This is a genomic window from Nonomuraea terrae, from assembly GCF_044465245.1.
Taxonomy (GTDB): domain Bacteria; phylum Actinomycetota; class Actinomycetes; order Streptosporangiales; family Streptosporangiaceae; genus Nonomuraea; species Nonomuraea terrae.
In genome coordinates, this window is the sequence record NZ_JBITLL010000003.1 from 1103018 (window position 1) to 1127634 (window position 24617).

General features: G+C 72.2%; 19 protein-coding genes and 1 pseudogene. 3 read left to right on the plus strand and 17 right to left on the minus strand.

Annotated elements, in window-relative coordinates; genetic code table 11:
• Window positions 1-83 precede the first annotated feature (83 nt).
• The 11 genes and pseudogenes from murC to mraZ all read right to left on the minus strand — a co-directional run bounded on the left by murC (window position 84) and on the right by mraZ (window position 14850).
• Window positions 84-1481: a UDP-N-acetylmuramate--L-alanine ligase gene (gene murC, locus ACIBP6_RS17555; protein ID WP_397053232.1), complete on the minus strand. Its 1398-nt coding sequence runs from the start codon at window positions 1479-1481 to the stop codon at window positions 84-86.
• A complete protein-coding gene (gene murG, locus ACIBP6_RS17560; RefSeq protein WP_397053234.1) occupies window positions 1478-2554 on the minus strand; it encodes an undecaprenyldiphospho-muramoylpentapeptide beta-N-acetylglucosaminyltransferase in 1077 nt (358 codons plus the stop codon). The genes murC and murG overlap by 4 nt, the downstream gene beginning before the upstream one ends.
• A 12-nt stretch (window positions 2555-2566) precedes the next feature.
• Window positions 2567-3856 carry a putative lipid II flippase FtsW gene (gene ftsW, locus ACIBP6_RS17565; RefSeq protein ID WP_187368313.1) on the minus strand — a complete coding sequence of 430 codons (1290 nt, stop codon included), beginning with the start codon at window positions 3854-3856 and terminating at the stop codon, window positions 2567-2569.
• A complete protein-coding gene (murD, locus tag ACIBP6_RS17570; RefSeq protein WP_397053236.1) occupies window positions 3840-5216 on the minus strand; it encodes a UDP-N-acetylmuramoyl-L-alanine--D-glutamate ligase in 1377 nt (458 codons plus the stop codon). The genes ftsW and murD overlap by 17 nt, the downstream gene beginning before the upstream one ends.
• Window positions 5213-6280, minus strand: a complete 1068-nt coding sequence (gene mraY / locus ACIBP6_RS17575; protein WP_132622761.1) for a phospho-N-acetylmuramoyl-pentapeptide-transferase — start codon at window positions 6278-6280, stop codon at window positions 5213-5215. Before mraY ends, murD begins: the two co-directional genes overlap by 4 nt.
• Window positions 6281-6951: 671 nt before the next feature.
• Window positions 6952-8187 (minus strand): annotated as a pseudogene (locus tag ACIBP6_RS17580) (UDP-N-acetylmuramoyl-tripeptide--D-alanyl-D-alanine ligase); the annotation flags it as partial.
• A complete protein-coding gene (locus tag ACIBP6_RS17585) occupies window positions 8184-9716 on the minus strand; it encodes a UDP-N-acetylmuramoyl-L-alanyl-D-glutamate--2,6-diaminopimelate ligase (RefSeq protein ID WP_397053421.1) in 1533 nt (510 codons plus the stop codon). The gene ACIBP6_RS17585 and the pseudogene ACIBP6_RS17580, both read right to left, overlap by 4 nt.
• Window positions 9717-9756: 40 nt before the next feature.
• Window positions 9757-11487, minus strand: coding sequence for a peptidoglycan D,D-transpeptidase FtsI family protein (locus tag ACIBP6_RS17590; RefSeq protein WP_449594566.1), 1731 nt, complete (start codon window positions 11485-11487; stop codon window positions 9757-9759).
• An 899-nt stretch (window positions 11488-12386) separates the two neighbouring features.
• Entirely contained in the window at window positions 12387-13238 is an 852-nt protein-coding gene (locus ACIBP6_RS17595) for a hypothetical protein (protein ID WP_397053240.1), read from the minus strand.
• On the minus strand, window positions 13228-14193 hold the full coding sequence (gene rsmH, locus ACIBP6_RS17600; protein WP_397053241.1) for a 16S rRNA (cytosine(1402)-N(4))-methyltransferase RsmH: 966 nt from the start codon (window positions 14191-14193) through the stop codon (window positions 13228-13230). The genes ACIBP6_RS17595 and rsmH overlap by 11 nt, the downstream gene beginning before the upstream one ends.
• A 225-nt stretch (window positions 14194-14418) precedes the next feature.
• Window positions 14419-14850 (minus strand): division/cell wall cluster transcriptional repressor MraZ, encoded by a 432-nt coding sequence (gene mraZ, locus ACIBP6_RS17605; RefSeq protein WP_397053242.1) that lies wholly within the window; start codon window positions 14848-14850, stop codon window positions 14419-14421.
• Window positions 14851-15247: 397 nt separating this feature from the next.
• On the opposite strand from mraZ, the gene ACIBP6_RS17610 reads away from it, so the two are divergent.
• The 3 genes from ACIBP6_RS17610 to ACIBP6_RS17620 are packed head-to-tail and all read left to right on the plus strand — an operon-like array spanning window position 15248 to window position 19991.
• Complete coding sequence (locus tag ACIBP6_RS17610; protein ID WP_397053244.1) at window positions 15248-16297, plus strand: AAA family ATPase; 1050 nt, start codon at window positions 15248-15250, stop codon at window positions 16295-16297.
• The gene (locus tag ACIBP6_RS17615) at window positions 16294-17556 is read left to right on the plus strand and encodes a DUF58 domain-containing protein (protein WP_397053246.1); all 1263 of its coding nucleotides are present in this window, start codon (window positions 16294-16296) and stop codon (window positions 17554-17556) included. Before ACIBP6_RS17610 ends, ACIBP6_RS17615 begins: the two co-directional genes overlap by 4 nt.
• Window positions 17553-19991, plus strand: coding sequence for a transglutaminase family protein (locus ACIBP6_RS17620; protein ID WP_397053248.1), 2439 nt, complete (start codon window positions 17553-17555; stop codon window positions 19989-19991). The genes ACIBP6_RS17615 and ACIBP6_RS17620 overlap by 4 nt, the downstream gene beginning before the upstream one ends.
• A gap of 59 nt (window positions 19992-20050) precedes the next feature.
• Here the strand turns inward: ACIBP6_RS17620 and ACIBP6_RS17625 are convergent, their stop codons facing one another.
• From ACIBP6_RS17625 to efp, 6 genes are all read right to left on the minus strand, one after another.
• Entirely contained in the window at window positions 20051-20458 is a 408-nt protein-coding gene (locus ACIBP6_RS17625) for a DUF3040 domain-containing protein (protein ID WP_132621781.1), read from the minus strand.
• 228 nt (window positions 20459-20686) lie between these two features.
• Window positions 20687-21928 (minus strand): DNA polymerase IV, encoded by a 1242-nt coding sequence (gene dinB / locus ACIBP6_RS17630; RefSeq protein WP_397053250.1) that lies wholly within the window; start codon window positions 21926-21928, stop codon window positions 20687-20689.
• Window positions 21929-21983: 55 nt separating this feature from the next.
• Window positions 21984-22721, minus strand: a complete 738-nt coding sequence (locus tag ACIBP6_RS17635) for a methyltransferase domain-containing protein (protein WP_397053252.1) — start codon at window positions 22719-22721, stop codon at window positions 21984-21986.
• 234 nt (window positions 22722-22955) lie between these two features.
• On the minus strand, window positions 22956-23294 hold the full coding sequence (locus tag ACIBP6_RS17640) for an MmcQ/YjbR family DNA-binding protein (RefSeq protein ID WP_132621775.1): 339 nt from the start codon (window positions 23292-23294) through the stop codon (window positions 22956-22958).
• A 154-nt stretch (window positions 23295-23448) separates the two neighbouring features.
• Window positions 23449-23859 carry a transcription antitermination factor NusB gene (gene nusB, locus ACIBP6_RS17645; protein ID WP_132621773.1) on the minus strand — a complete coding sequence of 137 codons (411 nt, stop codon included), beginning with the start codon at window positions 23857-23859 and terminating at the stop codon, window positions 23449-23451.
• 1 nt (window position 23860) lies between these two features.
• A complete protein-coding gene (gene efp / locus ACIBP6_RS17650) occupies window positions 23861-24421 on the minus strand; it encodes an elongation factor P (protein ID WP_397053255.1) in 561 nt (186 codons plus the stop codon).
• Window positions 24422-24617 lie beyond the last annotated feature (196 nt).

Here is a 24617-nt window from a genome sequence, read left to right on the forward strand (position 1 = left end):
GCATGGTCGTCACTGCATGATCGGCACAGAACCTACGCCGACGTGCGGCGTGAGCGCGCCCGCCACGCCCGAAGCGGGGCCTGTCAGGAGAGGCGGGCGACGATCTGCGGGCCCAGCTCGGTGACGTCGCCCGCGCCCATCGTGAGCACGATGTCGCCCGGCCGCGCCCGCGCGGCCACCAGCGCCGGCACCGCGGACCGGTCGGGCGCGTACGCCACCTGCTCGGGCGGCAGCGGCACCCGCCCGGCCACCATGGCACCGGAGACGCCGGGCTCGGGGTCCTCGCGGGCGCCGTAGACGTCGAGCACGATGGCCTCGTCGGCGAGCCCGAGCGCCTGGCCGAACTCCTCGGCGAAGAAGCGCGTGCGCGAGTAGAGGTGCGGCTGGAAGACGGCGATGACCCGGCCGGTGCCGGAGTAGGAGGCCACCACGTCGCGGGCGGCCCGTAGGTCGGCGGTCAGCTCGGTCGGGTGGTGGGCGTAGCTGTCGAAGACGGCGATGCCGCCGGCCTCACCCTTGGCCTCGAAGCGGCGCTTGGCCCCCGTGAAGGCGCCCAGGCCGTCTCTGATCTCCTCGAACGGCAGCCCCAGCTCGTCGGCCACGGCGATGGCCGCGGCGGCGTTGAGCGCGTTGTGCGCCCCGGGAACGGCCAGGCGCACCTCACCCTTGCCCTCGATGCCGAACACCGTGCCGAACCCGTCGGGGCGGACGTCGCGGACGCGGTAGTGCTCGCCCTGCGTGCCGTACGTCTTGACGCGCTGCCCGCGCTCGGCGGCGCGCCGCGCCAGCTCGGCCGCGCCCGGGTCGTCGGCGCACACGACGAGCAGCGAGCCGACCCGGTCGGCGAACCTGGCGAAGCTGTCGTGCACCGCCCGCGAGTCGCCGTAGTTGTCGAGGTGGTCGGCCTCGACGTTGGTGACCACGGCGATGTCGGGGGCGAGCATGAGGAACGAGCCGTCGCTCTCGTCGGCCTCGGCCACGAACACCCGGCCCTGCCCGTCGTCGGCGCCGAGCCCGGTGGTGACGAGCTGGCCGCCCACGCAGTAGGACGGGTCGGCGCCGCACTTCTGCAGCGCCACGGTGAGCATCGAGGTGGTGGTGGTCTTGCCGTGCGTGCCGGCGATGGCCACCGCGGTGCGCCCGGCCATGACGGAGGCCAGCGCGGCGGCCCGCGGGATGATCCGCAGCCCCTGCTTGAGCGCCTCGCCGAGCTCGGGGTTGGAGTCGCGGATGGCGGTGGAGACGATCACCGTGTCGACGTCCCTGATGTGGGAGGCCGCGTGCCCGATGTGGACGGTGGCGCCCAGCTCGCGCAGCTCGGTGATCAGCTCGGAGCTGCGCGCGTCGCTGCCCGACACGCGTATGCCGCGCTTGAGAAGGATGCGGGCGATGCCCGACATGCCGGCGCCGCCTATGCCGATGAAGTGCACCCGTCCCAGATCTGCTTCGGCGACGGGATCGACCAGCTTGACGAGACTCATCGGGCTATCTCCAACACTTTCCGGGCAAGCGTGATATCGGCGTCCTTGCGCCCCAGCCGGGCGGCCGCCTCCGACATGACGGCGACCCGCTCGGGGTCGCGGAGGATGGGCAGGACGTTCTGGATGATCCAATCAGGTGACAGGTCGGCGTCGTCGACCATCAGGCCGCCGCCTCCCTGCACGATGCGCTCGGCGTTGATCCGCTGCTCGCCGTTGCCGTGCGGCAGCGGCGCGTACGCGGCCGGCAGCCCGACCGCGGTCAGCTCCGCGCAGGTCAGCGCCCCGCTGCGGCACAGCGCCAGGTCGGCGGCGGCGTAGGCGAGGTCCATGCGGTCGACGTAGGGCAGCAGGACGTACTGCGGGTCGCCGGGGGGAGGCTCCTGCTCGACCGTGTTCTTCGGGCCGAGCACGTGGAGCACCTGCATGCCGGCCGCGCGCAGCGCCGGCGCGGCGGCCAGCGCGGCCTGGTTGATCGACCGGGCGCCCTGGGAGCCGCCGAAGACCAGCAGCGTCGGCCGGTCGTTCTCCAGCCCGAACCACGAGCGCGCCTTGTCGCCCGTGGACAGCCGGTCCAGCGTGACGATCTCGCGGCGCAGCGGCGTGCCGATGTAGTGGGCCTTGGGCAGCGCGGCGTCGGGGTAGCCGGTGAACACGTGCTCGGTCAGCCGCGCGCCCAGCCGGTTGGCCAGCCCCGGGCGCGGGTTGGCCTCGTGGACGACGATCGGCAGGCCGCGCCGCCGGGCCGCCAGGTACGCGGGGGTCGCGACGTAGCCGCCGAAACCCACCAGGATGTCGGCCTTGACCCGGTCGAGGATCGCCGACACGGCGTTGATCGCCCCGGCCAGTCTGCCGGGCACGGTCAGCAGGCTGGGGGTGATCGCCCGCGGCAACGGCACGGCCGGCACCAGCTCCAGCTCGTATCCCCTGGCGGGCACCAGCCGTGTCTCCAGGCCGCGATCGGTGCCGACGCACGTGATGCCGATGCTCGGGTCAAGGTGACGCAGCGCGTCAGCAAGGGCCAGCGCGGGCTCGATGTGCCCGGCTGTCCCCCCACCGGCGAGGACCACCCTCATCTCGGTCACTCCCTAACGTCTCATCCGGCCTCTGGTCATACCCCCCAGGCCCAGCCAGCTTAGGGCCCGGGAGACCGGCCCGGGGCCACGAGCCGCCAGCGCCTCCCGCGCACCCGGTTCCCGCTTGGCGAACGACAACAGCATGCCGAGCGCGGCCAGCGTGGGGAGCAGTGCGGATCCACCGTACGAGACCAGCGGCAGGGGGATGCCGGTGATCGGCAGGACGCTGAGCACGGCGCCCATGTTGACGGTGGCCTGGCCGACGATCCAGGCGACCATGGCGGCCGCCGCCAGGCGGATGAAGGGGTCGTTGACGCGCACGGCGACGCGCAGGCCGGCGTAGCCGAGCAGGCCGAACAGCGCCACCACCATGAGCGTGCCCATCAGCCCGAGCTCCTCGCCGAGGATGGCGAAGATGAAGTCGCTCTCGCCGTGGGGCAGCCAGCTCCACTTCTGCCGGCTGCTGCCCAGCCCGAGCCCGAACCAGCCGCCCGAGCCCATGGCGATCTGCCCCTGCACGGCCTGGTATCCGGCGCCCTGAGCGTCGGCCCATGGGTCGAGGAAGGCGCCGATGCGCGCCATCCGGTACGGCTCCACCTTGATCATGATGACCGCGGCCAGCACCGCCAGCGCCAGGATGCCGCCGAACAGCTTGATCGGCGCGCCCACCACCCACAGCAGCGCCAGGAAGATCATGAAGAGCACGAGCGTGGTGCCGAGGTCGCGGCCGAGCATGACCATGACGGACAGGAGCGCGGTGCCGGGCATGAGCGGGATCAGCATCTGCCGCCACTCGATCCGGCCGTGCCGGGCGCGCCTGGCCAGCAGGTCGGCTCCCCACAGCAGGAGCCCGAGCTTGGCCGGCTCGGACGGCTGGATGGTGAAGTCACCGATGTAGATCCACCGCTGCGCGCCCAGCTCGGACGAGCCGATGAACAGCACCATGATCAGCGCGATGATCGACAGCGCCATCAGCGGATAGCCGGCCCAGCGGAAGAACTTGACCGGCAGGCGCGAGCAGACGTACATCACCGGCACGCCGAGCGCGGCCGACAACGACTGCTTGATGAACCACGAGAACGGGCTGCCGGTCTTCTGCAGCGCCTCGATGCTGGAGGCCGACAGCACCATCATCAGCCCGAGCGCGAGCAGCAGCGCGCTGCACATGATGATCAGGTAGTAGGTGGTCAGCGGCTTGCCCAGCAGGTCCTTGACCACCGCGAGCTGTTCGCGGGCCCACGTGCCCGGCCCCTCCTGCAGCGGCGCGGCGGGGCGCGCGCGTTCCTCAGCGCTCGTGCTCACGCCGTGCCCTCAGCTCGCGTACGGCACGCGCGAAGGCCTCCCCCCGCGCCGGATAGTTGGCGAACATGTCGAGGGAGGCCCCCGCCGGGGAGAGCAGCACGGTGTCCCCTGGTGAGGCCAGCCGGGCGGCTTCGGTGACGACTCGTTCCATCGCACCAGTGTCCCGATCCGGAATGTCTACGACGGGGACATTCGGCGCGTGTCGCGCGATGGCTTCGGCGATCCGCGCGCGGTCGGCGCCCAGCAGCACCGCGCCGCGCAACCTCGGGGCGGCCTCGCGGACGAGGTCGTCCACGTCGGCGCCCTTGAGCAGGCCGCCCGCCACCCACACCACCGACGGGTACGACGCCAGCGCCGCGGCGGCGGCGTGCGGGTTGGTGGCCTTGGAGTCGTCGATGTAGTCGACCTCGCCGATCCGTTCCACGTGGGCCAGCCGGTGCGGGTCGGGCACGAAGTCGCGCAGCCCCTGCCGCACGGCCTCCGACGGCACCCCGAGCGAGCGGGCCAGCGCGGCGGCGGCCAGCGCGTTGGCCACGTTGTGCGGCGCGAACGGGCGTACGTCGTCGAGCGTGGCGAGCTCCTCGGCCGCCTCGACGGGGTCGGCCACGAACGCCCGGTCGACCAGCAGGTCCTCCACCACGCCGATCTGGCCGCTCCTCGGCACCCGCAGCGTGAAGCCGACGGCACGCGGGTACGGCGCCGCCAGCCGGGTCGCCTCGGGGTCGTCGGCGTTGTAGATCACGGTGCCGGCGCGCTCGAAGATGCGGCCCTTGGCGGCGGCGTACTCCGCCATGGAGCCGTGCCAGTCGAGGTGGTCGGGCGCGACGTTGAGCACGGCCGCGGCGTGCGGGGCGAGCGTACTGGACCAGTGGAGCTGGAAGCTGGACAACTCGACGGCCAGCGCGTCGTACGGCTCCGCGACGGCCTGCACCACCGGCACGCCCACGTTGCCCACGGCGACCGCCTTGCGCCCGGCGGCCAGCAGGATCGAGGTGAGCATGCGCACGGCGGTGGTCTTGCCGTTGGTGCCGGTCAGCGCCAGCCACGGGGCGGCCTGCTCGGGACGCAGCCGCCAGGCCAGCTCCACCTCCCCCACGACCTCGACCCCGGCCCGCAGCGCCGCGGCGATCAGCGGGTGGTGCGGCGCCCAGCCGGTGGTGACGACCCGTGTCGCCCCGTCGGGCAGCACCGGCTCGCCGAAGCGGGTCTCGGCGCCCACCCGCGCCAGCTCGGCCGCGGCGGCGAGCTGGCGCTCGCCCTCCGTGGACTCCACGACCACGACGCGCTCGCCGCGCTCGGCCAGCAACCTGGCCACGGCGGTGCCGGACACGCCGAGCCCGGCGACACAGGTGAGACTCATGCCCCAGGCATCCATTCGACGTAGAACAGACCGAGCCCGAGCGCCGAGCAGAGCATCGCGATCAGCCAGAAGCGGACCACGATCGTGGTCTCCGCCCAGCCCTTGAGCTCGAAGTGGTGCTGCAGCGGCGCCATTCTGAACACCCGTTTCCCGGTCAGCTTGAAGGATCCGACCTGGATGATGACCGACAGCGTGATGATCACACACAGGCCGGCCAGGATGATCAGCAGGAGCTGGGTGCGGGTGGCGATGGCCAGACCGGCCAGCACGCCGCCGAGGGCCAGCGAGCCGGTGTCGCCCATGAAGATGCGCGCGGGCGGGGCGTTCCACCACAGGAACCCGATCAGTGCCCCCAGCACCGAGGCGGCGACCACGGCGAGGTCGAGCGGATCTCGTACCCAGTAGCAGTTGGGGCCCAGCTGGTCGATGCAGTTGTTGCGCAGCTGCCAGTTGCCGATCAGGATGTACGCGGCCAGCACGGTGCCGGTCGCGCCGCTGGCCAGCCCGTCGAGGCCGTCGGTGAGGTTCACCGCGTTGGAGAACCCGACGATCATGATCAGCACCCAGATGGTGAACCCGACGATGCCGATCGACGGGCCGATGTCGCGCAGGAACGACAGGCGGGTCTCGGCGGGGGTGATCCCGTACACGTTGGGCTCGCGGACCACCATGAACGCGAAGACCGCGCCGACGACGAGCTGGCCGAGGGCCTTCGCGCCGCTGCGCAGGCCCAGGCTGCGCTGCTTGTAGATCTTGATGAAGTCGTCGAGGAATCCGACCGCGCCGAGCCCTGTCATGAGGAACAGCACGAGCAGGCCCGACACGGTCGGCGGCTCCAGCGTGGCCAGGTGCGAGCCCCCGTAGGCGAGCAGGGCGGCCAGCACGATGACCGTGCCGCCCATCGTGGGGGTGCCGCGCTTGCCCTGGTGGCCGGAGGTCGAGGCCGCGAGTTCCTCGCGGATCTCCTGGCCGTAGCCACGCCGCGAGAACAGCCGGATCGCCAGCGGGGTGCCCAGCATGGACAGGATCAGGCCCACCGCGCCGGCGATGATGATGTTGGTCACTGGGCGGCACCCCCGAGCAGCAGCTCGGCCGTCCGCTCCAGGCCCATGGCCCTCGGTCCCTTGATCAGCACCGCGTCACCGGGGCGCAGCCAGCCGGCCAGCTCGGCCGCGGCCGCCTCGGCGTCGGGCACGTGCACGATCCGCGTCCCCTGCCCGAGATGCGCTCCCCCGCCGCCCGCCCCGGGCGGCCCCCCGACCACGGGAGCGTGCGGCCCCTGCGGGTGCGGGCCAGGCCTGTGAGTGCCCGGTACGTGAGCCGCGGGCGGCACCGGCGCAGGACCGCCGTACGGCGCCCCACCGGGCACAGGACCGCCGTACGGCGCCCCACCGGGCACCGGCCCACCGTGCGAAGCCCCACCCGGAACGGGACCACCGGCGCCGCCGGGAACAGGGCCGCCGGGAACAGGACCGCCGGGAACAGGGCCGGGCACCGGAGCAGGAGGATGAGGAACGCCGGGAGCCGTGGGCTGCGGGGCGGGCCGGACCGCTCCGGCGTGACCCGGCTGACCGGTCGCGCCCGCGGGAGGCCGGCCAGGAGAAACCGCCCCGGCGGGACCAGCGTGCACAGCCGCACCCGTGGGCGGCGGGACGGGCGGTGCCGCCCCGGCCGGCCCGGCCTGAGGAGCCGGGCCGGGAAGCGGAGGAGCCGCTGGGTGAGGCGCGGGGGCCGATTCGCGGGCGGCGGCGTGCGCGCCCTCCAGGACGGGCTCGGCGTCGGGCCCGGCCACGACGAGGCCCGCCAGCCCCGCCGAGCCGGCCATCCGCCCGAGCTCGGCGTTGAGCGCCGGCCCGTCGTCGCCGAGCTCCCGCAGCGCCGCGATGACCGCGAACCGCCGCCGCCCCTTGCCGAGCACCTCGAACATCTCGAACGCGGCCCGCATCGAGTCGGGGTTGGCGTTGTAGGCGTCGTTGACGACGGTCACCCCGTCGGGCCGGTCGGTGACCTCCATCCGCCACCGGCTGCGCGGCGTGGCCGCCGACAGCTCCTCGGCGATGGTCGCCACCGGCAGGCCCAGCTCGTAGCCGGCCGCGGCGGCGGCCAGCGCGTTCTCGACCGCGTGGCCGCCGTACAGCTGCAGCGACACCGGGGCGGTGCCGGACGGCGTGCGCAGCGTGAACGAGGCGCGACCGCGGGCGTCGACCACGACGTCCTCGGCCCGGATCGCGGCGGACTCGCCGCGCCCGAAGAAGGTCACCCGCGCGTCAGTGCGGGAGGCCATGGCCCGCACCAGCGGGTCGTCGGCGTTGAGCACCGCCACGCCCGTGCGCGGCAGCGCCTCCACCAGCTCGCCCTTGGCCTTGGCGATGGCCTCCTTGCCGCCGAACACGCCGAGGTGGGCGGTGCCGACGTTGAGCACCACGCCGATCTGCGGCGGAGCGATGCGGGTCAGGTCCTTGATGTGGCCGATGTTGCGGGCGGCCAGCTCCAGCACCATGAAGCGGGTGCCGAGGTCGGCCCGCAGCACGGTCAGCGGGTGGCCGAGCTCGTTGTTGAAGCTGCCGACGGGCGCGACGGTGGCGCCGATCCGGCCGGTGAGCCGGGCCAGCAGGTCTTTGGTGCTGGTCTTGCCGGCCGAGCCGGTCACGCCGATCACGGTGACCTCGGGCAGCGCCCTGACCTGGGCGGCGGCCAGCTCGGCGAGCGCGGCGGCGGCGTCGGGCACGATCACCGACGGCGCCTCGACCGGCCGGGTGGCCAGCACGGCGACGGCGCCGGCGCGGACGGCCTGCGCGGCGTAGTCGTGACCGTCGACCCGCGCGCCCTTGATGGCGACGAAGAGGGATCCCGGTTCGACGGCCCGTGAGTCGATCACGACGGGCCCGCGCACCACAGCGCGGGGATCGGCCATGCCCGACAGGGCGCCCGAGGTTATCTCGGCGATCCTGGCCAGAGGCATCGGGATCATGAGTGCTTCCTGCTTTCCTTGCGTGCGTCGATCGCTTCGGCGACCACGTCGCGGTCGTCGAAGGGGATCACCTCGCCAGACACGTACTGGCCCTGTTCGTGGCCCTTGCCGGCCACCACGACGACGTCGCCGCGCCCGGCCCGGGCGATCGCGAGGCCGATGGCGGCCGCGCGGTCGGGCTCAATGATCACATGAGCGCGGTCGTGCTGCGGAACGCGGAGCGCTCCCTCCGTCATCGTCGTGAGGATGGCCAGCGGATCCTCCGAGCGCGGATTGTCGCTCGTGAAGATGGCCACATCCGCCAGTCGTGCGGAGATTTCTCCCATAATGGGACGTTTACCCGAATCGCGGTCGCCGCCACAGCCGAGCACGATGATCAGCCTGCCGGCCGTCACGGAGCGCAGGGAGCACAGCACCGATTCGACGGCGCCCGGCTTGTGCGAGTAGTCGACGATGGCCTGGAAATCCTCATCGGCGCCGGTGACACGCTCCATACGCCCGGGCACGCCGGTCAGCGTGCCGACGCCGTGGACGGCCGTCTGCAGCGGCACCCCCGCCTCCACGAGCGTCACAATGGCGCCGAGCGCGTTGGCGACGTTGAACGGGCCGGGCAGCGCGATCTGCGCGTCGGCCTCGACCCCACCGGGCCCCACCACCCGGAACGCGCTCCCGTCGGCGCCGAGCCGGGCGTCCATCGCCCGCCAGTGGGCCTCCGGGTCGCCCTGCGCCGAGAACGTGGTCATCGGCACCTTCGCCAGGCCGAGCAGCTCGCGCCCGTAACGGTCGTCGACGTTGGTCACTCCGGCCCGGCTCAGCTCGGGCTGGAACAGCTTCGCCTTGGTCGCGAAGTAGTCGTCGAAGTCCTTGTGGAAGTCGAGGTGGTCCTGCGACAGGTTGGTGAACAGGGCCACGTCGTAGAAGATGCCGTCGACCCTGCCGAGCGCGAGCGCGTGGCTGGAGACCTCCATGGCGGCGGCGGTGACACCCTCCTCGCGCATCAGGGCGAACAGGCCGTGCAGCTCCGACGCCTCCGGCGTGGTGAGCGTGGACTGGAAGCGCAGGTCGGCCGCGCGGATCTCGACCCCGCCCACCAGGCCCGTACGGTGACCGGCCGCCCGCAGGCCCGCCTCCAGCATGAACGTGGTGGTGGACTTGCCGCTGGTGCCGGTCACGCCGAGGATCTGGATGTCGTGGGCCGGCTGGCCGTACACCCAGGAGGAGATCTGCCCGAGCAGGCCGCGCGGATCGGGCACGACGAGCACCGGCAGCCCCGTGGCCACCGCCGCCTCGCGGCCGGCCGGATCGGTGAGCACGGCGACGGCGCCGCGCGCCATGGCGTCGGCGGCGTAGTCGGCGCCGTGGGCGCGGTTTCCTGGCAGGGCGACGTAGAGGTCGCCGCGCCTGACGTTGCCGGAGTGGATGGTCACGCCGGTCAGGGCGGCATGAGGTGAGCGCGACGAGCCGGAATCGGCGTCGAGCATGGTCGCGAGCCCGGTCAGCGGGCGAGGCGGGCTGGACGTGGGGCGCATGGACGACGGGGGACGCACGGCGAGAGCGTACCTTCCCTGCTCACTGGTCCGCGCGCGCCCGCACCGGCGGCGCGACGGACCCTGTGGGAGGAATCTTCTTGCTCTTGATGGCGAACGTCATCACATCCTTGAAGACGGGGGCCGCCAGCTCTCCGCCGAAGTGGCCCTTCTTGGGGTTCTGCACCACCGACAGCACCACGAGCCGGGGCTTGTCGGCGGGCGCGAACCCGGCGAAGGAGGCAGTGTAGCCGTCGTAGCGGCCGAGTTCGGCGTCGTAGCGGTTGGCCGTTCCTGTCTTGCCCGCCACCCGGTAACCCGGGATGGCGGCCAGCTGCCCCGTGCCCTCGGCGCCGACCGCGCTCTCCAGCATCGTCGTGATCTCCTTGGCCGTCGTCTCGCTCACCACCTTGGTCTGCTTACCTGCGGGAGCGGGGACGAACCTGCCCGAGGCGTCGGTCGTGCCGGCCACGATCTGCGGCTCGACCTTGACGCCGCCGTTCGCGATCGTCTGGTAGACGCTGGCCATCTGCAGTGCCGTCACCGAGACGCCCTGCCCGTACGCGACCGTGCAGTTCTGGCTGCCCGACCACTTGCGGTAGTCGGGCAGCAGCCCGGCCTCGGCGTTCGGGACGCCGCCGCCCGGCCTGGTGCCGAAGCCGAACGCCTGCAGCATCTGGTACAGCCGCGCGCTGCCGATCTCGCGCGCCGCCATGACCGTGGCGACGTTGCTCGACTCGGCCACCGCCTGGCGGAAGGTCATCGACTCCACCTTGTGCGTGTGGGCGTCGTGCAGCACCTGGTCGGCGCAGCGGATGCGGTCGGGCACGCGGTACACCGTGTCGGGCGTGACCGCGCCGGCCTCCAGCGCGGCGGCGGCGGTGATCACCTTGTTGGTGCTGCCGGGCTCGAAGACGTCGGCGGCGGCCTTGTTGACGTAGCTCTTCGGGTCGGCCCTGCGCCAGTTGCCCAGGTCGAGCTCCGGGGCGTTGGCCATGGCGACGATCTGGGCCGTCTGCACGTCCATGACGATCACGGTGCCGCTGTCGGCGTTCGACGCGCGCACCTGCTGGTCGATGGACTTCTGGGCGGCCCACTGGATGTCGCGGTCGATCGTCAGGCGCACGTCCTTGCCCTCGACCGGTGAGGTGTGCTGGCTGCTGGTCATCGGGATGCGCTGGCCGTCGCGGCCGGTCTCGACGAGCTGCTTGCCGTCGCGGCCGGCCAGCAGGGAGTTCTTCGCCTGCTCCATGCCGCCGAGTCCGGTGCCCTCGTCGCCGACGAAGCCGATGAGGCTGCCCGCCAGGTCGCCGGCCGGGTAGAGCCGGCGGTAGGTCCTCTTCGTCGCCAGCGACGGGATGCGGGCCTGCAGCAGCCTGGTCGCCACGACAGGGTCGACGTCGCGGGCCAGGAGCTGGTAGCGGGTGTGGGTCCTGGCCAGCTTCACGGCCATCTCCTGCTCGGTGCTGCCGAGCTGCTGGGCCAGGATCTGGGCCACCTTCTGGCGGATCTGCGCGGGCACCTTCGTGGGGTCGATCGACACCTCGCGGGCCTCGACGGTGACGGCGAGCTCGTGACCGTTGACGTCGGTGATCGAGCCACGCTTGGCCGGGATGATCTCGATGTGCTGGCGTTGGCCGACGGCGGCGGCCTCGTACACCTTGGAGTCGAGGCCCTGCATCTGGATCAGCCGCCCGGCGAAGATCGACAGGATGAAGGTCATGCCGATGAGGCCGATGTTGATGCGCCGGCGCGGGCTGCCCAGGCGCAGCATGAGCGGCGGCCTCGGCGGGCGCGGCGGGGTCGGCGGCCTGCCGGGGCGGCGGGGTGGCGGCATGTCGGCGCCGCGCCGCCCGGGAGTGTGCTCGCGGGCGTCCTGGCGGCTTCCGGCCTGCGCCCTGGGAGCGCCCGCCTGGGTACGGCGCAGCGGCCCGTCGTCGCGGCCCCTGGCACGGTCGTCATGCCCCTGGGCGGGCCGCCCCCGGAGGCGGTCGCCCGGTCCGAGCGGACCCCGCCCGCGCGAGGGCTCGCCGCGGCCACGGGGTGTGGCGTCGTCGTCGCGGGGACCGCGCCTACGCGGCGGCTCGTCGTCGTCGCGAGCGGGTCCGCGCCGGCGTGGTGGCTCGGCGTCGTCGCGGCCCGGGGCGGACCGGCCGCGGACGGGCTCGTCGCGGGCCTGCGACGAGCGGCCCCGCGGCCGGTCGTCGTCACGGGGACGCCTGCGTGCCCGCGAAGGGTCGCCGTCGGGACGCGAGCGTGACTCGTCGTGGGAGCGCCCGCGCGAGGAGCCGGAACGGCCCTCGTCGTCGGGATCCTGAGGCGGGCGGCCCCGTGCAGAGCCGTCGCGGCCGCGCGGCTCCTCGGACGGGTCCTGAGGTGACCGCCCCCGTGAGCCGTTGCGGCCGCGCGGTTCCTCCGACGGGTCCCGAGGCGGCCGGTCGCGGTCGTCGTCGTGCCCGAACGGCAGCTCGAACGGATCGGGCCGCTCGGACGGCCGGCGCGGCGGCTTCTCCGGCGACGCCGGCGAGCCCGACCCCTCAGAACGCGCGGAGCCGCCCTGCCGCCCCGACCGTCCCGGTCCGCCCGGCGTACGACGAGCGGCGCCGGGCCCTCCCTGAGAGCCGGCGCCGCCAGCGCCGCGGCCGGGACCCTGTCCCCTGCCGCCTGATTCCCTCACCGTTCCGCGTCCACCCGGCTGACCTGGTCGCCCGCGCTGCTCCAGCTGTTGACGTCGTCCCAGTCAGGGTGCTGGCCCTGCTTCTCGGCCAGCTCGGCGATGACGTCGGGCTGCGTCTTGCGCTGGTATTCGAGCTCGATCTTCTCGTTCTCCTGACGTGCCACCGCGATCTCGTTGCGCAGGGTGGCGTCGGTGATGGTGTCCTGCGCGAGCATCGTGTTGAGCAGCAGCAGGCTCACCAGGCCACCGCACAGCAACCCGACGACGAGCAGCACGAACGGCGCCCGCTGCCGGCGCGCGGGACCGCGCCGCGGCGCCGGGCGGCGCGACGGGGCGGCGGCGCGCGAGGCCGCCGGCCGCTTGGTCGCGGCCCCCTCGGCGGCCGGCGTCTTCACACCGGTGCCACGTCCGGTGGGCGGGGCCTTCACCCCGGTGCCGCGCCCGGTGGGCGGGGCCTTCACCCCGGTGCCGCGCCCGGTGGGCGGGGCCTGCACCCCGGCACCGCGCCCAGTGGCAGGCGCCTTCACGCCGCCCCGGGCCCGTTCGGCCGCGGAAGGCCGCGCTGCGGCGCCGGCGCGTGCGGAGACCGGTCTCCTGGCTTCGGACCGCCCGCGCTCGTCGGCCGGCGCCCCGCCGGCCTCGGCGCGTACGCGTTCGTCCGCCGGCCGCCTGCCCGCGGCCTCGGCGCGCGCGCGTTCGGCGGCCGACCGCTTGGCCTCGGCCTCGGCACGCACGTCGGGACGGGGACGCGGCGTGGACTGCGGCGGCGTCGCCGACCGGCGCGTACCCGCCTTGGGCACGGCACGGCGGACGTTCGCACTCCGGCCGGTCTCCTGCTCAGTCGTCAACACGGATCCTCTCTGCCGCCCGTAGCCGGGCCGAGGCCGCCCGCGGATTGCGGGCGAGCTCTTCGTCGCTTGGGAGCTCCGCTCCCCTCGTCAGCAGGCGGAACCTCGGCTGGTGCGCCGGCAGCGGGACGGGCAGCCCGGGCGGGCTGGTGTCCCTGGTTCGCGCCGTGAGGGCCTGCTTGGCGAGCCGGTCCTCGAGTGAGTGGTAGGAGAGCACGACGACTCGCCCACCGAGCACCAGCGCGTCGAGCGCCGCGGGCAGCGCCGCCTCCAGGGCGGACAGCTCCGCGTTCACTTCGATGCGCAGCGCTTGGAAAGTCCGTTTCGCGGGGTTGCCCCCGGTGCGCCGGGTCGCGGCGGGGATCGCATCGCGGACGATGTCCGCCAGCCGCTTGGTCGACGCGATGGGTTCTTTCGCGCGCTCCTTGACGATAAGGCCCGCGACCCTGCCCGCAAAGCGTTCCTCGCCGTAGTCGCGCAGAATGCGGGTCAATTCGGCCGCCGAGTAGGTGTTGACCACCCGTTCGGCGGTCAGCTCCTGCGAGGTGTCCATGCGCATGTCGAGCGGCGCGTCGTAGGAGTAGGCGAACCCGCGCTCGGCCTCGTCGAGTTGCGGGGAGGAGACCCCGAGGTCGAAGAGCACGCCGTCGACCGTGGTGTGCCCCGCACGGGCGAGCACCTCGGTCAGGTCACCGGAGGAGGCGTGCACCAGCGTGATCCGCTCCGCGTACGGGCTCAGCCTGCGGGTGGAGTGTTCGATGGCGAAAGGGTCACGGTCGATCCCGATCAGGCGCAGCGCCGGATGCGCGGCCAGCAGGGCCTGCGAGTGGCCGCCGAGGCCGAGGTTGGCGTCGACGACGACCGGCTCTGGCACCTCCAGCGCGGGACCGAGCAACTCCAGTACGCGGTCGAGCATCACCGGAACGTGACCGCCCCCGCCGACGTTGTCGTCCATCTCCAACCCCCCTTCTCGCGTCCTTGCTCGCGGATGACGCGTCATGCGATCGTTCGCCGGTCATTCCTGGGTCCCCACCCGGCGCCGCCCGGCCAGGTCCCCATCCGCACCCTCTTCGTGGACGCCCGCCATCTGACACCGGGGAAGGTGCATCAGCTGGCGGACAGTGGTTGCGGGTGGAGACCTCGCCGAACGACTTCACCGACGGATCGACCGTGGTTCCACTTACAAGATCCCTGGCAGCACCTCCTCCGACAGATCGGCGAACGCCTGTTCCTGCTCGTTGAGGTAGGTGTCCCAGGCCTTGGCGTCCCAGATCTCCAGCCGGGTGTTGGCCCCGATGACGACGCACTCACGCTCCAGGCCGGCGTACTGGCGCAGGCCCTGCGGGATCGTGATGCGGCCCTGTTTGTCTGGTGTCTCGTCGGACGCGCTGGCGAAGAAGACGCGGCTGTAGTCACGCACCGCCTTGGCGGTGACCGGGGCGGTGCTGAGAGCCTCGGTAATGCGCTGGAACTCCTCCACGGGAAAGACGTAGAGGCATCGCTCCTGGCCTTTGGTGATCACAAGACCCTCCGCCAGCTCCTCACGGTACTTAGCCGGCAGGAACAGCCGTCCCTTGTCGTCCAGACGCGGTTGATGGGTGCCGAGGAACACCGGCCCCACCTCCCGTGCCTCGTGAAGCGCTCAGCGCTGGTGCACCGGGCCCTCCACTGCGCACCACCATACTCCACTTCTCCCCACCGTCAACTGATTCGAACCGTCTTCATCATCAGTTTCCGATGCGTTACCGCAGGTCAGGGCGATGGAGCGGAGTGGAGGGGGTGAGCGGCCCGCGCACGCCGCTGGGCGTGTCGGCGGGTTCAAAAGGCCGACGGAATAAGGGGTCGCGGGGTTCGGGGGCCACGGGGTGGAGGAAAGTGGAGCGGCCCACTCCCCCAGGCGTCATGAGAATCGCGACTGTATGCGACATGAGCAGGAACTAAACAGGGGTTGCCGGGACTATCCACAAATGTCGCTCTAGAACCCCCAGCGTCGTAGGGTCGTACAGACAATGGAAAAGGAATGGCATGGCTCCCGCAATGGCACCTCACGGGACAGCCGTCGCACTTCTCATGGAGGCCTGGTGGCAGTAACCCATGACGTCCCTCCCCAGCTCGACGAGCTGGTCTCCACCGCACATCGCATCCGCGAGGCCATCGAGTCGGTTATCGAGGGCAAGAGCGACGCTGTCCGCCTCACGCTGACCGTCCTGCTCTCCGAGGGACACCTCCTGATCGAGGACGTCCCGGGCGTCGGCAAGACCATGTTGGCCAAGGCACTGGCGCGCTCCATCGACTGTCCCGTACGCCGGGTGCAGTTCACCCCCGACCTGCTGCCCAGCGACATCACCGGGGTGAGCGCGTACAACCAGCAGACGAGGGAGTTCGAGTTCAAGCCGGGGCCGATCTTCGCCAACATCGTCGTGGGCGACGAGATCAACCGCGCCTCGCCCAAGACCCAGTCCGCGCTGCTGGAGTGCATGGAAGAGCACCAGGTGACGGTCGACGGCGTCACCTACCAGCTGGACGCCCCTTTCATGGTGATCGCCACTCAGAACCCCATTGAGATGGAGGGCACGTACCCCCTGCCGGAGGCGCAGCGCGACCGTTTCACCGCCCGTGTGGCGATGGGCTACCCCGAGCCCACTGCCGAACTGGAGATGCTCGACGTGCACGGGGGCACCTCCCCCCTCGACAAGCTGCAGCCGGTGGCCACGACGTCGGAGGTGCGCGCCCTCATCGAGGCCGTACGCGGCGTCTACGTCTCCCAGGCGGTCAAGAAGTACGCCATCGACCTGGCGGTGGCCACCCGCCACTCCCCCGACCTGCGGCTGGGCGCCTCCCCGAGGTCCACGCTGCAGCTCGTACGGGCCGCGAGGGCGCACGCCGCGCTGTCCGGCCGCGACTACGTCATCCCCGACGACCTGCAGGACCTGGCCATTCCCGTGCTGGCGCACCGGCTGCTGCCCAGCGTCGAGGCGCAGGGGCAGCGCAGGCTGCCCGAGCAGGTGGTGACCGATCTGATTAGGCGCGTGCCGGTGCCGGAGACGCGAGCGTCGTGAGAGCCGGACTGCGGGCGCTGACCTCGCGGGGCAGGTCGTTCCTGGCGTCCGGGATCGCCGCGCTCGTCATGGCCGTGATCCTGGGCGAGAACGACCTGTTCAGGATCGGCATCCTGGTGACGGCGCTGCCGCTGCTGGCCGCGATGGTGGTGGCCAGGACCCGCTACCGGCTGAGCTGCGCCAGGCGCCTCGACCCGCCCAGGGCCGAGGTGGGCGGCGAGGCCACCGTGACCCTGCGGCTGGAGAACGTCACCCGGCTGCCCACCGGGCTGCTGCTGATCGAGGACACGGTCCCGTACGCGCTGGGCGTGCGTCCCAGGTTCGTGCTGGACCGGGTCGAGCCGAGAGGCGTGCGGGAGATCGACTACCGGGTCCGCTCCGACCTGCGCGGCCGGTATCCGATCGGGCCGCTGTCCATCCGGATCGCCGACCCGTTCGGGCTGGTCGAGCTGACCCGTTCGTTCACGATCAGCGACACGCTGGTGGTGACGCCGCAGGTGGCGGCGCTGCCCCACGTACGGCTGTCGGGCGAGTGGGCGGGCGGGGGCGACAGCCGTACGCGCAACGCGGCGGCGGCCGGCGACGACGACGTCGCGCCGCGCGAATACCGGCAGGGTGACGACCTGCGGCGGGTCCACTGGCGTTCGACCGCCCGCCGCGGCGAGCTCATGGTGCGCCGCGAGGAGCAGCAGTGGCAGAGCCGCGGCGCGCTCCTGCTGGACACCCGCCGGCACGCCCACCGCGGCGAGGGCCCGCGCTCGTCGTTCGAGACGGCGGTCTCGGCCGCGGCGTCGATCGGCGTGCAGCTGGCCCGCGAGGGCCTGGGCCTGCGGCTGGTGACCGACCAGGGCCCCGAGCACCTAGGTGACAGCGGCGTGGGCCACTCGCTGCTCGACACGCTCGCCGTCGTCCGGCACAGCCCGGCCCGCTCCCTGGAGATGGGCGTCGCAGCCCTGCGCCAGGGTGGCGGCGAGGGGCTGATCGTGGCCGTGCTCGGCGCGATCGACGCCGAGCAGGCACAGGAGCTGGCCAGGCTGAGGCACAGCGGCATCACCGGCGTGGCCGTGATGCTCGACGTGAGCACCTGGGAGGGCAGCGACCGCAGCGCGCAGGAGAACTTCGAGGCCGCGCAGACGATCCTGGCCGGCTACGGCTGGCGCATCGTGCGGCTGCCGGCGGGCGTCTCGCTCGCCTCCGTCTGGCAGGACGCCGCCAACCCCGGCAGGTACGTGCTCAACCCCACGGGAGGCGCGGCATGAGACTGACGATCGCCTCGGGAGCGGCCGCGTTCACCGCGGCGTTCCTGCTCTCCCCGCTCTTCCAGGGCGGCAGCTGGTTCTGGACGTCGCTCGGCGCCGTCCTCGCCGTGGTGGCGGCGGGCCTGCTGAGCAACCGCCTGACGCTGCCCGCGTGGGCGTCGCCGCTGGTGGGCCTGGCCGCGACGTGGCTCTACCTGACGTTGTCCTTCTCCTCCGACAAGGCGTGGGCGCTGCTGGTGCCGACGAAGGCGTCGGTCGTGGAGCTGGCGCGGCTGCTGGACATCGGGTGGACCGACATCCAGCGCTTCGCCGCCCCCGTTCCGGACACCGAGGGCATCACGCTGCTCACCGCGGGCGGCGTGGCGCTCATCGCGATCGCCGTGGACCTGCTCGCCGTACGCATGCGGCGGGCGGCGCTGGCCGGGCTGCCGCTGCTGGCCCTGGCCATGGTCCCGGCGACGATCCTGGCCGACCCGATCAGCTGGCCCGCGTTCATCCTGGCCGCGCTCGGCTTCGTCGGCCTGCTGATCGCCGACGGCCACGAGCGCGTCGGCCGCTGGGGCAGGGCGGTGCTGGTACGCCGCACCCGCCTGGCCCCCGGCCGGCCGGTCGCCGGCCGGCCCGCAACCGCGGACACGAGCGCGCTGCGGCTGTCGGGCAAGCGCATCGGATTCGCCGCGATCGCGCTGGCGGTGCTGCTGCCGGCCCTGCTGCCGGCGATGGAGCCGGTGTCGTTCTTCACGTTCGGCGTGGGCGGCTCGGGGTCGGGACGGGGCAACTCGATCAGCATCCCCAACCCGATCGCCAACCTGAAGGGCCAGCTGGAGCTGCCGGAGCCGCGCGAGGTCCTCAGTTACACCAACAACGACGACACCCCGCGTTACCTGCGGATCTACGCGCTGGACACGTTCGACGGCCAGCAGTTCGGGATGACGCAGCCGAAGGGAGCGCCGCAGAACCGCACGGACAACGGCCCGCTGCCCGCCCCCACGGGCCTCAGCCCCACGACCGCGACCAAGGACGTGGTCACGGACGTCAGGATCAGCGACCAGATCGAGCGGCTGTCGTTCCTGCCGCTGCCGTATCCGGCGCGGCAGATCCAGGTGGACGGCGACTGGCGGGCCGACATCGACACGCTGATGGTCTTCTCCACCCGTGAGGAGGCCGCCGGCCTGGAGTACGAGGTGCAGACCAGCGAGCCGGAGGTGAACCCGGACCTGCTCGACTCCCTCGACGGCAGGCGGCCGACGACGGACCCGCGTTACCTGCGCCTGCCGCCGAACCTGCCCCCCGACATCCGGGGGCTGGCCCTGCAGGAGACCGCGGATGCCAGGACCGACTACGAGGCCGCGGTGATGCTGCAGCGGTTCTTCACCACGGACGGCGGCTTCACCTACAACCTGCGCACGCAGGGCCACAGCAACTCGGCGCTGCGCGACTTCCTGCTGCGTGACCGGGCGGGCTACTGCGAGCAGTTCGCCGCCTCGATGGCGGTGCTGGCCAGGGTGCTGGGCATCCCGTCGCGGGTGGCCATCGGCTACACCGGCGGGGTGAAGATCGGCGACCGGTGGTCGGTCGGCACGAACGACTCCCACTCCTGGCCGGAGCTGTACTTCGAGGGTGTGGGCTGGCTGCCGTTCGAGCCGACCCCGTCGGGGTCGGCCGGGCAGGGCAGCGCGCGGGTGCCGGCGTACTCGGAGCCCAGGCCCGAGGCGACGGAGGAGGAGACGACGACTCCGACGCCCGGGGCGACGAGCTCCTCGTCGGACGAGCCTTCGGAACAGCAGGCCCGGCAGAACGAGCGCCAGCTCGACCGTGAGGCCCAGGACACGGCCGGTGCGGTGCCGGTGGACGAGTCGATGCCGCTGATCGGCCAGATCGGCATCGGGGCGGGCGTGCTGCTGCTGGTGCTGCTGATCCCGGCCGGGATGCGGCTGGTCACCAGGAGCCGGCGCGTACGCGCTCTGGGGTGGAAGGTGTCGGAGCCCTCCGACGACCTGACGGCCGCGATGATGTCGGGCCCGCCGGGCCGGCATCCGTCGGTGGCGGCCGCGTGGGCGGAGCTGGACGACGTGCTGTACGACTACGGCATGGCGCGGGTGCCCAGCGAGACCCCGCGGGCGCTGGCACGCCGGCTGGCCGAGCAGTACGGGTTCGACGCCGACGCCACCGCGGCGATCACGGCCATCGCCTCGGCGGTGGAGCGGGTGTTGTTCGCCAGGGACCCGGGCGTGATCGGGCCCATGAGAAAGGACCTGCGCACGGTGCGGCAGGCCCTGGCGGCCACGGTGTCACGCGGGCGGCGGATGCGGGCGGTGCTGCTGCCGCCCTCGACGCTGCGGCGGCTGAGAGGCGTCGGGGAGCGGCTGCTCGACGGGTTCGACCTGCTGGAGACCATCAGGCTGCGCAGGACGGCAGCGCAGAAGGGCTCCTGACCGGAACGAACGTGCGGCCGTCCCCCTGGGGGCGGCCGCATTCTCGTCTGCCGGTTCGGTCAGCGCTCGTCGTGACGACGGCGCCAGCGCTCTTCCATGCGCTCCATGAACGTGCCCCGGTTTCCCCCGCGGGCCTGCTTGCCCGGAGGAACGGCGCCGCCCTGGGGCGCGGCGGAGTCACCGAACCCGTTCATGCGTTTCCAGCTGGACAGGCCCCACAGACACGCGGCGAGCATGACCACGAAACCGCCGACGCCGAGCGGGATCAGCGCACTGCCACTCAACACCACGCCGACCATCATGACGACGACGCCGATGGCAAAGCCGATGGAGGCCTTGACCAGGCGACGCTTGTAATGGCTGCGTGGGTCACTGATCCTTACGGTGTTGGCCCACTTCGGGTCCTCGGCGTAGAGGGCCTGCTCGATCTGGTCGAGCAAGCGCTGCTCGTGCTCAGAGAGCGGCACGGCGCCTCCCAAGGACAGCCCCAGGACGGGGAAGACGGCAACGGACGACACGGGGTGTCCGAACCTCGCGGTCGGTCATCCCCAGAATACGAGGCTGTAGACGTAGGCGAAAGCAAACGTCCAACGCAGACCAAACCGGAGGTGACGTCATGGCTCTATTGTGGACCATCTCGCCCCCCTTACCCCAAAATCGCGACACGCACGCCCCCACAGATCCGGACATGGACGTCATGTCTCTATTTCATCAAGCTTGCCACGTACCAGGGACGCCGGGAGCACCGCATCGGGTCCGAATCTCCGGATCGCCTTGTCCATGGCCTGCTCCGCCTCGCGCCAGCCGGTCTCCTTCTCGCCGAGACCGAGCTGGTGAGCGGCTTCGCCGGCCGGCCGCAGGTTTTCCATCCTGACCCCCACCAGGCGCAACCGCACCCGCTCGAGACCGGCCGCGTGGAACAGCTCACACGCGGTGGCGTAGATCACCTGAGCCACGTCGGTGGGCTCGCGCAGCGTGCGCGAGCGGTTGATCGTCGTGAAATCGGCTCGGCGAAGCTTCACACTTACTGTCCTTCCCACATGACCGGCCTTACGCATGCGGGCGGCCACCCGCTCCGACAGCCGCAGCAGCTCTCGACGGATCATCTCGGGATCGTCCACGTCGGTCGCGAACGTCTCCTCGTTGCCGATGCTCTTGTCGGGCACGTGCGCGCTCACCGGGCGCTCGTCGCGCCCCCATGCCAGCGCCGCCAGGTGGCCGCCGACGGCCTGCCCCAGCTCGCGCCGGAGCGTGCCCGGCGGCACCCGGGCCAGGTCGCCGACCGTGCGGATGCCGAGGCGGACGAGCGCCTGCTCGGTGCGCTCGCCGACGCCCCACAGCGCCGACACCGGCAGCGGGTGGAGGAAGTCGACCACCTCGCCGGCCGGAACCACCAGCAGCCCGTCGGGCTTGCACTGCTTGGAGGCGAGCTTGGCGACGAACTTGCTGTCGGCCACGCCGACCGAGCAGGTGATGCCGTAGCGGTCGAGGACCTGCTCCCTGACCAGGGCGGCGATGGCGGTGGGCGGGCCGAGCCTGCGCCGGGCGCCCCCGACGTCGAGGAACGCCTCGTCGGAGGCGATCGGCTCGACCAGCGGGGTGATCGCGTGGAAGATCTCCATCACGCCGCGGGAGACCTCGGCGTACTTGGCGTGGCCGGGCGGGATGACGGTGGCCTGCGGGCAGAGCCGGCGCGCCCTGCTCATCGGCATCGCGGAGTGGACCCCGTGGGCGCGGGCCTCGTAGGTGGCGCTGAGCACGACGCCGCGCCCGGCGGGCGAGCCCACGATCACCGGCCGGCCGCGCAGCTCGGGACGGTCGAGCAGCTCGACGCTGGCGTAGAAGGCGTCCATGTCGACGTGGAGGATCGGACAGCCGCTGTCATCGACCCCGGTCCGCGGAGCGGGGCCGATGCCGGTGATCTGCTTGCGAGACACGCCGCCGATTCTATCCGAACGCGCGTTCTATACCGAGGGGGGTGGTCATCGAACCTCAGCTCCTGTGGGCCAGGACGTGCAGCTGCATCGCGATGTCGCGCAGCACGGGGTGGGTGGCGGCGGCCTGCTCGAGAGCGGCCAGCGCCTCGGCGGCCCGCGGGTCGCCGTCGACGATCCTGCTGGGCACCAGGTCGGCGAAGACGCGCACCCCGTGGACCGAGCCGACGGTGAAGCCGGTCGAGGACAGCAGCTCGACGAGGGTGTCGGCGGTGTAGCGCCGCGGCGTGGGGTCGCGGTCGCCCCAGCTGCCGCACGGGTCGGCGAGCACGGCCCTGGCGTCGTCGAACTGCCCGGCGATCGCTCGGTGGATGGCGCTGGCGACGGGGTTGGCGGCCAGCACGCTGACGGCCCCGCCCCTGCGCAGCAGGCCCGCGACGGCGGTCAGCGCGCTGATCGGGTCGTCGACGTATTCCAGCACGCTGTGGCAGAGCACCAGGTCGGCGGCGTCTCGGGGCAGCAGCTCGCCGAGGTCGGCGGCGTCGCCCTGCAGCGCACGCACGCCCACGCCCTTCTCCTTGGCGCGGCGTTCGAGCGCGGCCAGCGAGTCGGGGCTCGGGTCGACGACGGTGACGGCGTGCCCGAGCGCGGCCAGCGGTACGGCGAACCCGCCGGTGCCGCCGCCGGCGTCGACGATGTCGAGCGTCTCGCGGCCGACGGCCGCCGCGCGCTCGGCCAGCACGGACCGCAACGCGTCCCACACGACGGCGGTGCGCACCGCCGGGGTCCTCGTCACGCCTTCTGCACGCAACGTCGGCTCGCCTCCCTCTCCCTCGCGACCGGCGCCCTCGCGAACGCGCACTTCGCGAACGGCTCTCTTCGCGGACGGGCCCAGCCTACGCGGTGAGCGGGAGCGCCCGCTCCTCTCCGGCGAGACCCGCTCCGGGACGTGCCGGGCTCACCCGCCCAAACGGGACGCACGCCTCTCCGGAACGCGCCGGATCAGCCACCGGAACGGGCGCCCGGTGGGTCAGACGTCGGATTCGGCCGCGAGTCGTTTCGGGGCGCGCAGCCGCCAGGCGTCGGCGAGCAGCTCGCCCATCTCCTCGGCGTCCACCGCCCCGAATCGGACGAGCACGATCGCGTGGCCGTCGTAGTGGGGCATGGTGCGGAACTTGGCCGGTTCGGCGGCGATGAGGCCGTCCTTGTCCTCCTGCGAGGCCACCGGGAGCACCAGCAGGTCGCCCTCTTCCCTGACCCGGGCGAACCACCTGCCCCGCACGTAGAAGGCGGGGGTGCCGTACATGGGTTTCTCGGCGGTCTCGGGCAGCGCCAGCGCGAGGCGGCGTACGTCCTCTTCTGTCACCATGGCCACCACGTTACGGGCGGGAGAACGAGCATGGAAAAGGGCGCGTCGCGGCTGGTGACGCGCCCTTCGCCGTACGGACGCCGGTCCGCCGTGCGGGCCGGCGTGGTTGGAACGTACCCCGAACGGGCGGTCGCGGTCCGCCCAAAAGGGGTGTCTAAAGGGTGAGGCTTGGCTTGAGTTGCTTGAAGCGCGCGAGCAGGCCGTTGACGAACTGCGGCGACTCGTCGGTCGACAGCTCGCCCGCCAGGTGCACCCACTCGCTGATGACCACGCCCTCGGGCACGCCCGGCATCCACAGCAGCTCGTACGTGCCCCCGCGCAGGAGGTTGCGGTCGACCGCGGGCATCCGGTCGAGCGTCCACCCCTCGGCGTAGGTGGTGATCAGCTCGTCGATGCGCGCGCGGTGCCGGGCCACGCCCTCGACGATCGTCGAGGTGTACTCGTTGACCGGCGGCTCCTGCCGGGCCACGCGCTCGGCGAGGATCTTCAGCGGATCCTCGCTGCGCAGCTCCGACTCGAAGAGGATGTCGAGCGCCCGCCTGCGTGCTTTGCCGCGTGCCGACACCTCAGGCCCGGCCGAGGTATTCGCCGGTGCGGGTGTCGACCTTGACCTTCTCACCCGTGGTGATGAACAGCGGGACCTTGATCTCGGCGCCGGTCTCCAGCGTGGCGGGCTTGGTGCCGCCGGTGGAGCGGTCGCCCTGCAAACCCGGCTCGGTGTTGGAGATGGTCAGCTCGGCGGCCGCGGGCAGGTCGACGTAGAGCGCGGCGCCCTCGTTGAACGCGACCGTGGCCAGGGTGTTCTCCAGCATGTAGTTGGCGGCGGTGCCGACGGTCGCGGCGGGCACGTTGACCATGTCGTAGGTCTCGGTGTCCATGAACACGAAGTCGTCGCCGTCCTTGTAGGAGTACTGCATCTCCCGCTTGTCGACGTTGGCCACCTCGACCTTGACGCCGGCGTTGAAGGTCTTGTCGACGACCTTTCCGGAGAGGACGTTCTTGAGCTTGGTGCGTACGAACGCACCGCCCTTGCCCGGCTTGACGTGCTGGAACTCGACAACGCTCCAGAGGTCACCGCCCTCGAGCTTCAGCACCATGCCGTTCTTGAGGTCGTTGGTCGTCGCCACTCGTTCTTCTCCCGGGTGCGGCCGCTCTTCAGGACGAGCAGCTCCTTGGTCGTCTTCGTGAAAGTTCCGGCCCGCCTGCACGTGTCACGAGGGATGGCCCTCGTCGCGAACCCCGCCCCGGCCCGGAAGGTAGACCCCAGGCTCGACGGTGATCGGAACTCGATCCTTTAGTCTACCGGTCCTCGAAGGGCCCAGG

Excerpts from the sequence above, each read along its gene's own strand:
- ACIBP6_RS17620 (WP_397053248.1), top strand. The coding sequence starts at position 17,553 with ATGAGACTGACGATCGCCTCGGGAGCGGCCGCGTTCACCGCGGCGTTC.
- rsmH (WP_397053241.1), bottom strand. The coding sequence starts at position 14,193 with ATGGACGACAACGTCGGCGGGGGCGGTCACGTTCCGGTGATGCTCGAC.
- murC (WP_397053232.1), bottom strand. The coding sequence starts at position 1,481 with ATGAGTCTCGTCAAGCTGGTCGATCCCGTCGCCGAAGCAGATCTGGGA.
- ACIBP6_RS17590 (WP_449594566.1), bottom strand. The coding sequence starts at position 11,487 with ATGCTGCGCCTGGGCAGCCCGCGCCGGCGCATCAACATCGGCCTCATC.
- murG (WP_397053234.1), bottom strand. The coding sequence starts at position 2,554 with ATGAGGGTGGTCCTCGCCGGTGGGGGGACAGCCGGGCACATCGAGCCC.
- ACIBP6_RS17610 (WP_397053244.1), top strand. The coding sequence starts at position 15,248 with ATGGAAAAGGAATGGCATGGCTCCCGCAATGGCACCTCACGGGACAGC.
- murD (WP_397053236.1), bottom strand. The coding sequence starts at position 5,216 with ATGAGTCTCACCTGTGTCGCCGGGCTCGGCGTGTCCGGCACCGCCGTG.
- ACIBP6_RS17585 (WP_397053421.1), bottom strand. The coding sequence starts at position 9,716 with ATGCGCCCCACGTCCAGCCCGCCTCGCCCGCTGACCGGGCTCGCGACC.
- ACIBP6_RS17640 (WP_132621775.1), bottom strand. The coding sequence starts at position 23,294 with ATGGTGACAGAAGAGGACGTACGCCGCCTCGCGCTGGCGCTGCCCGAG.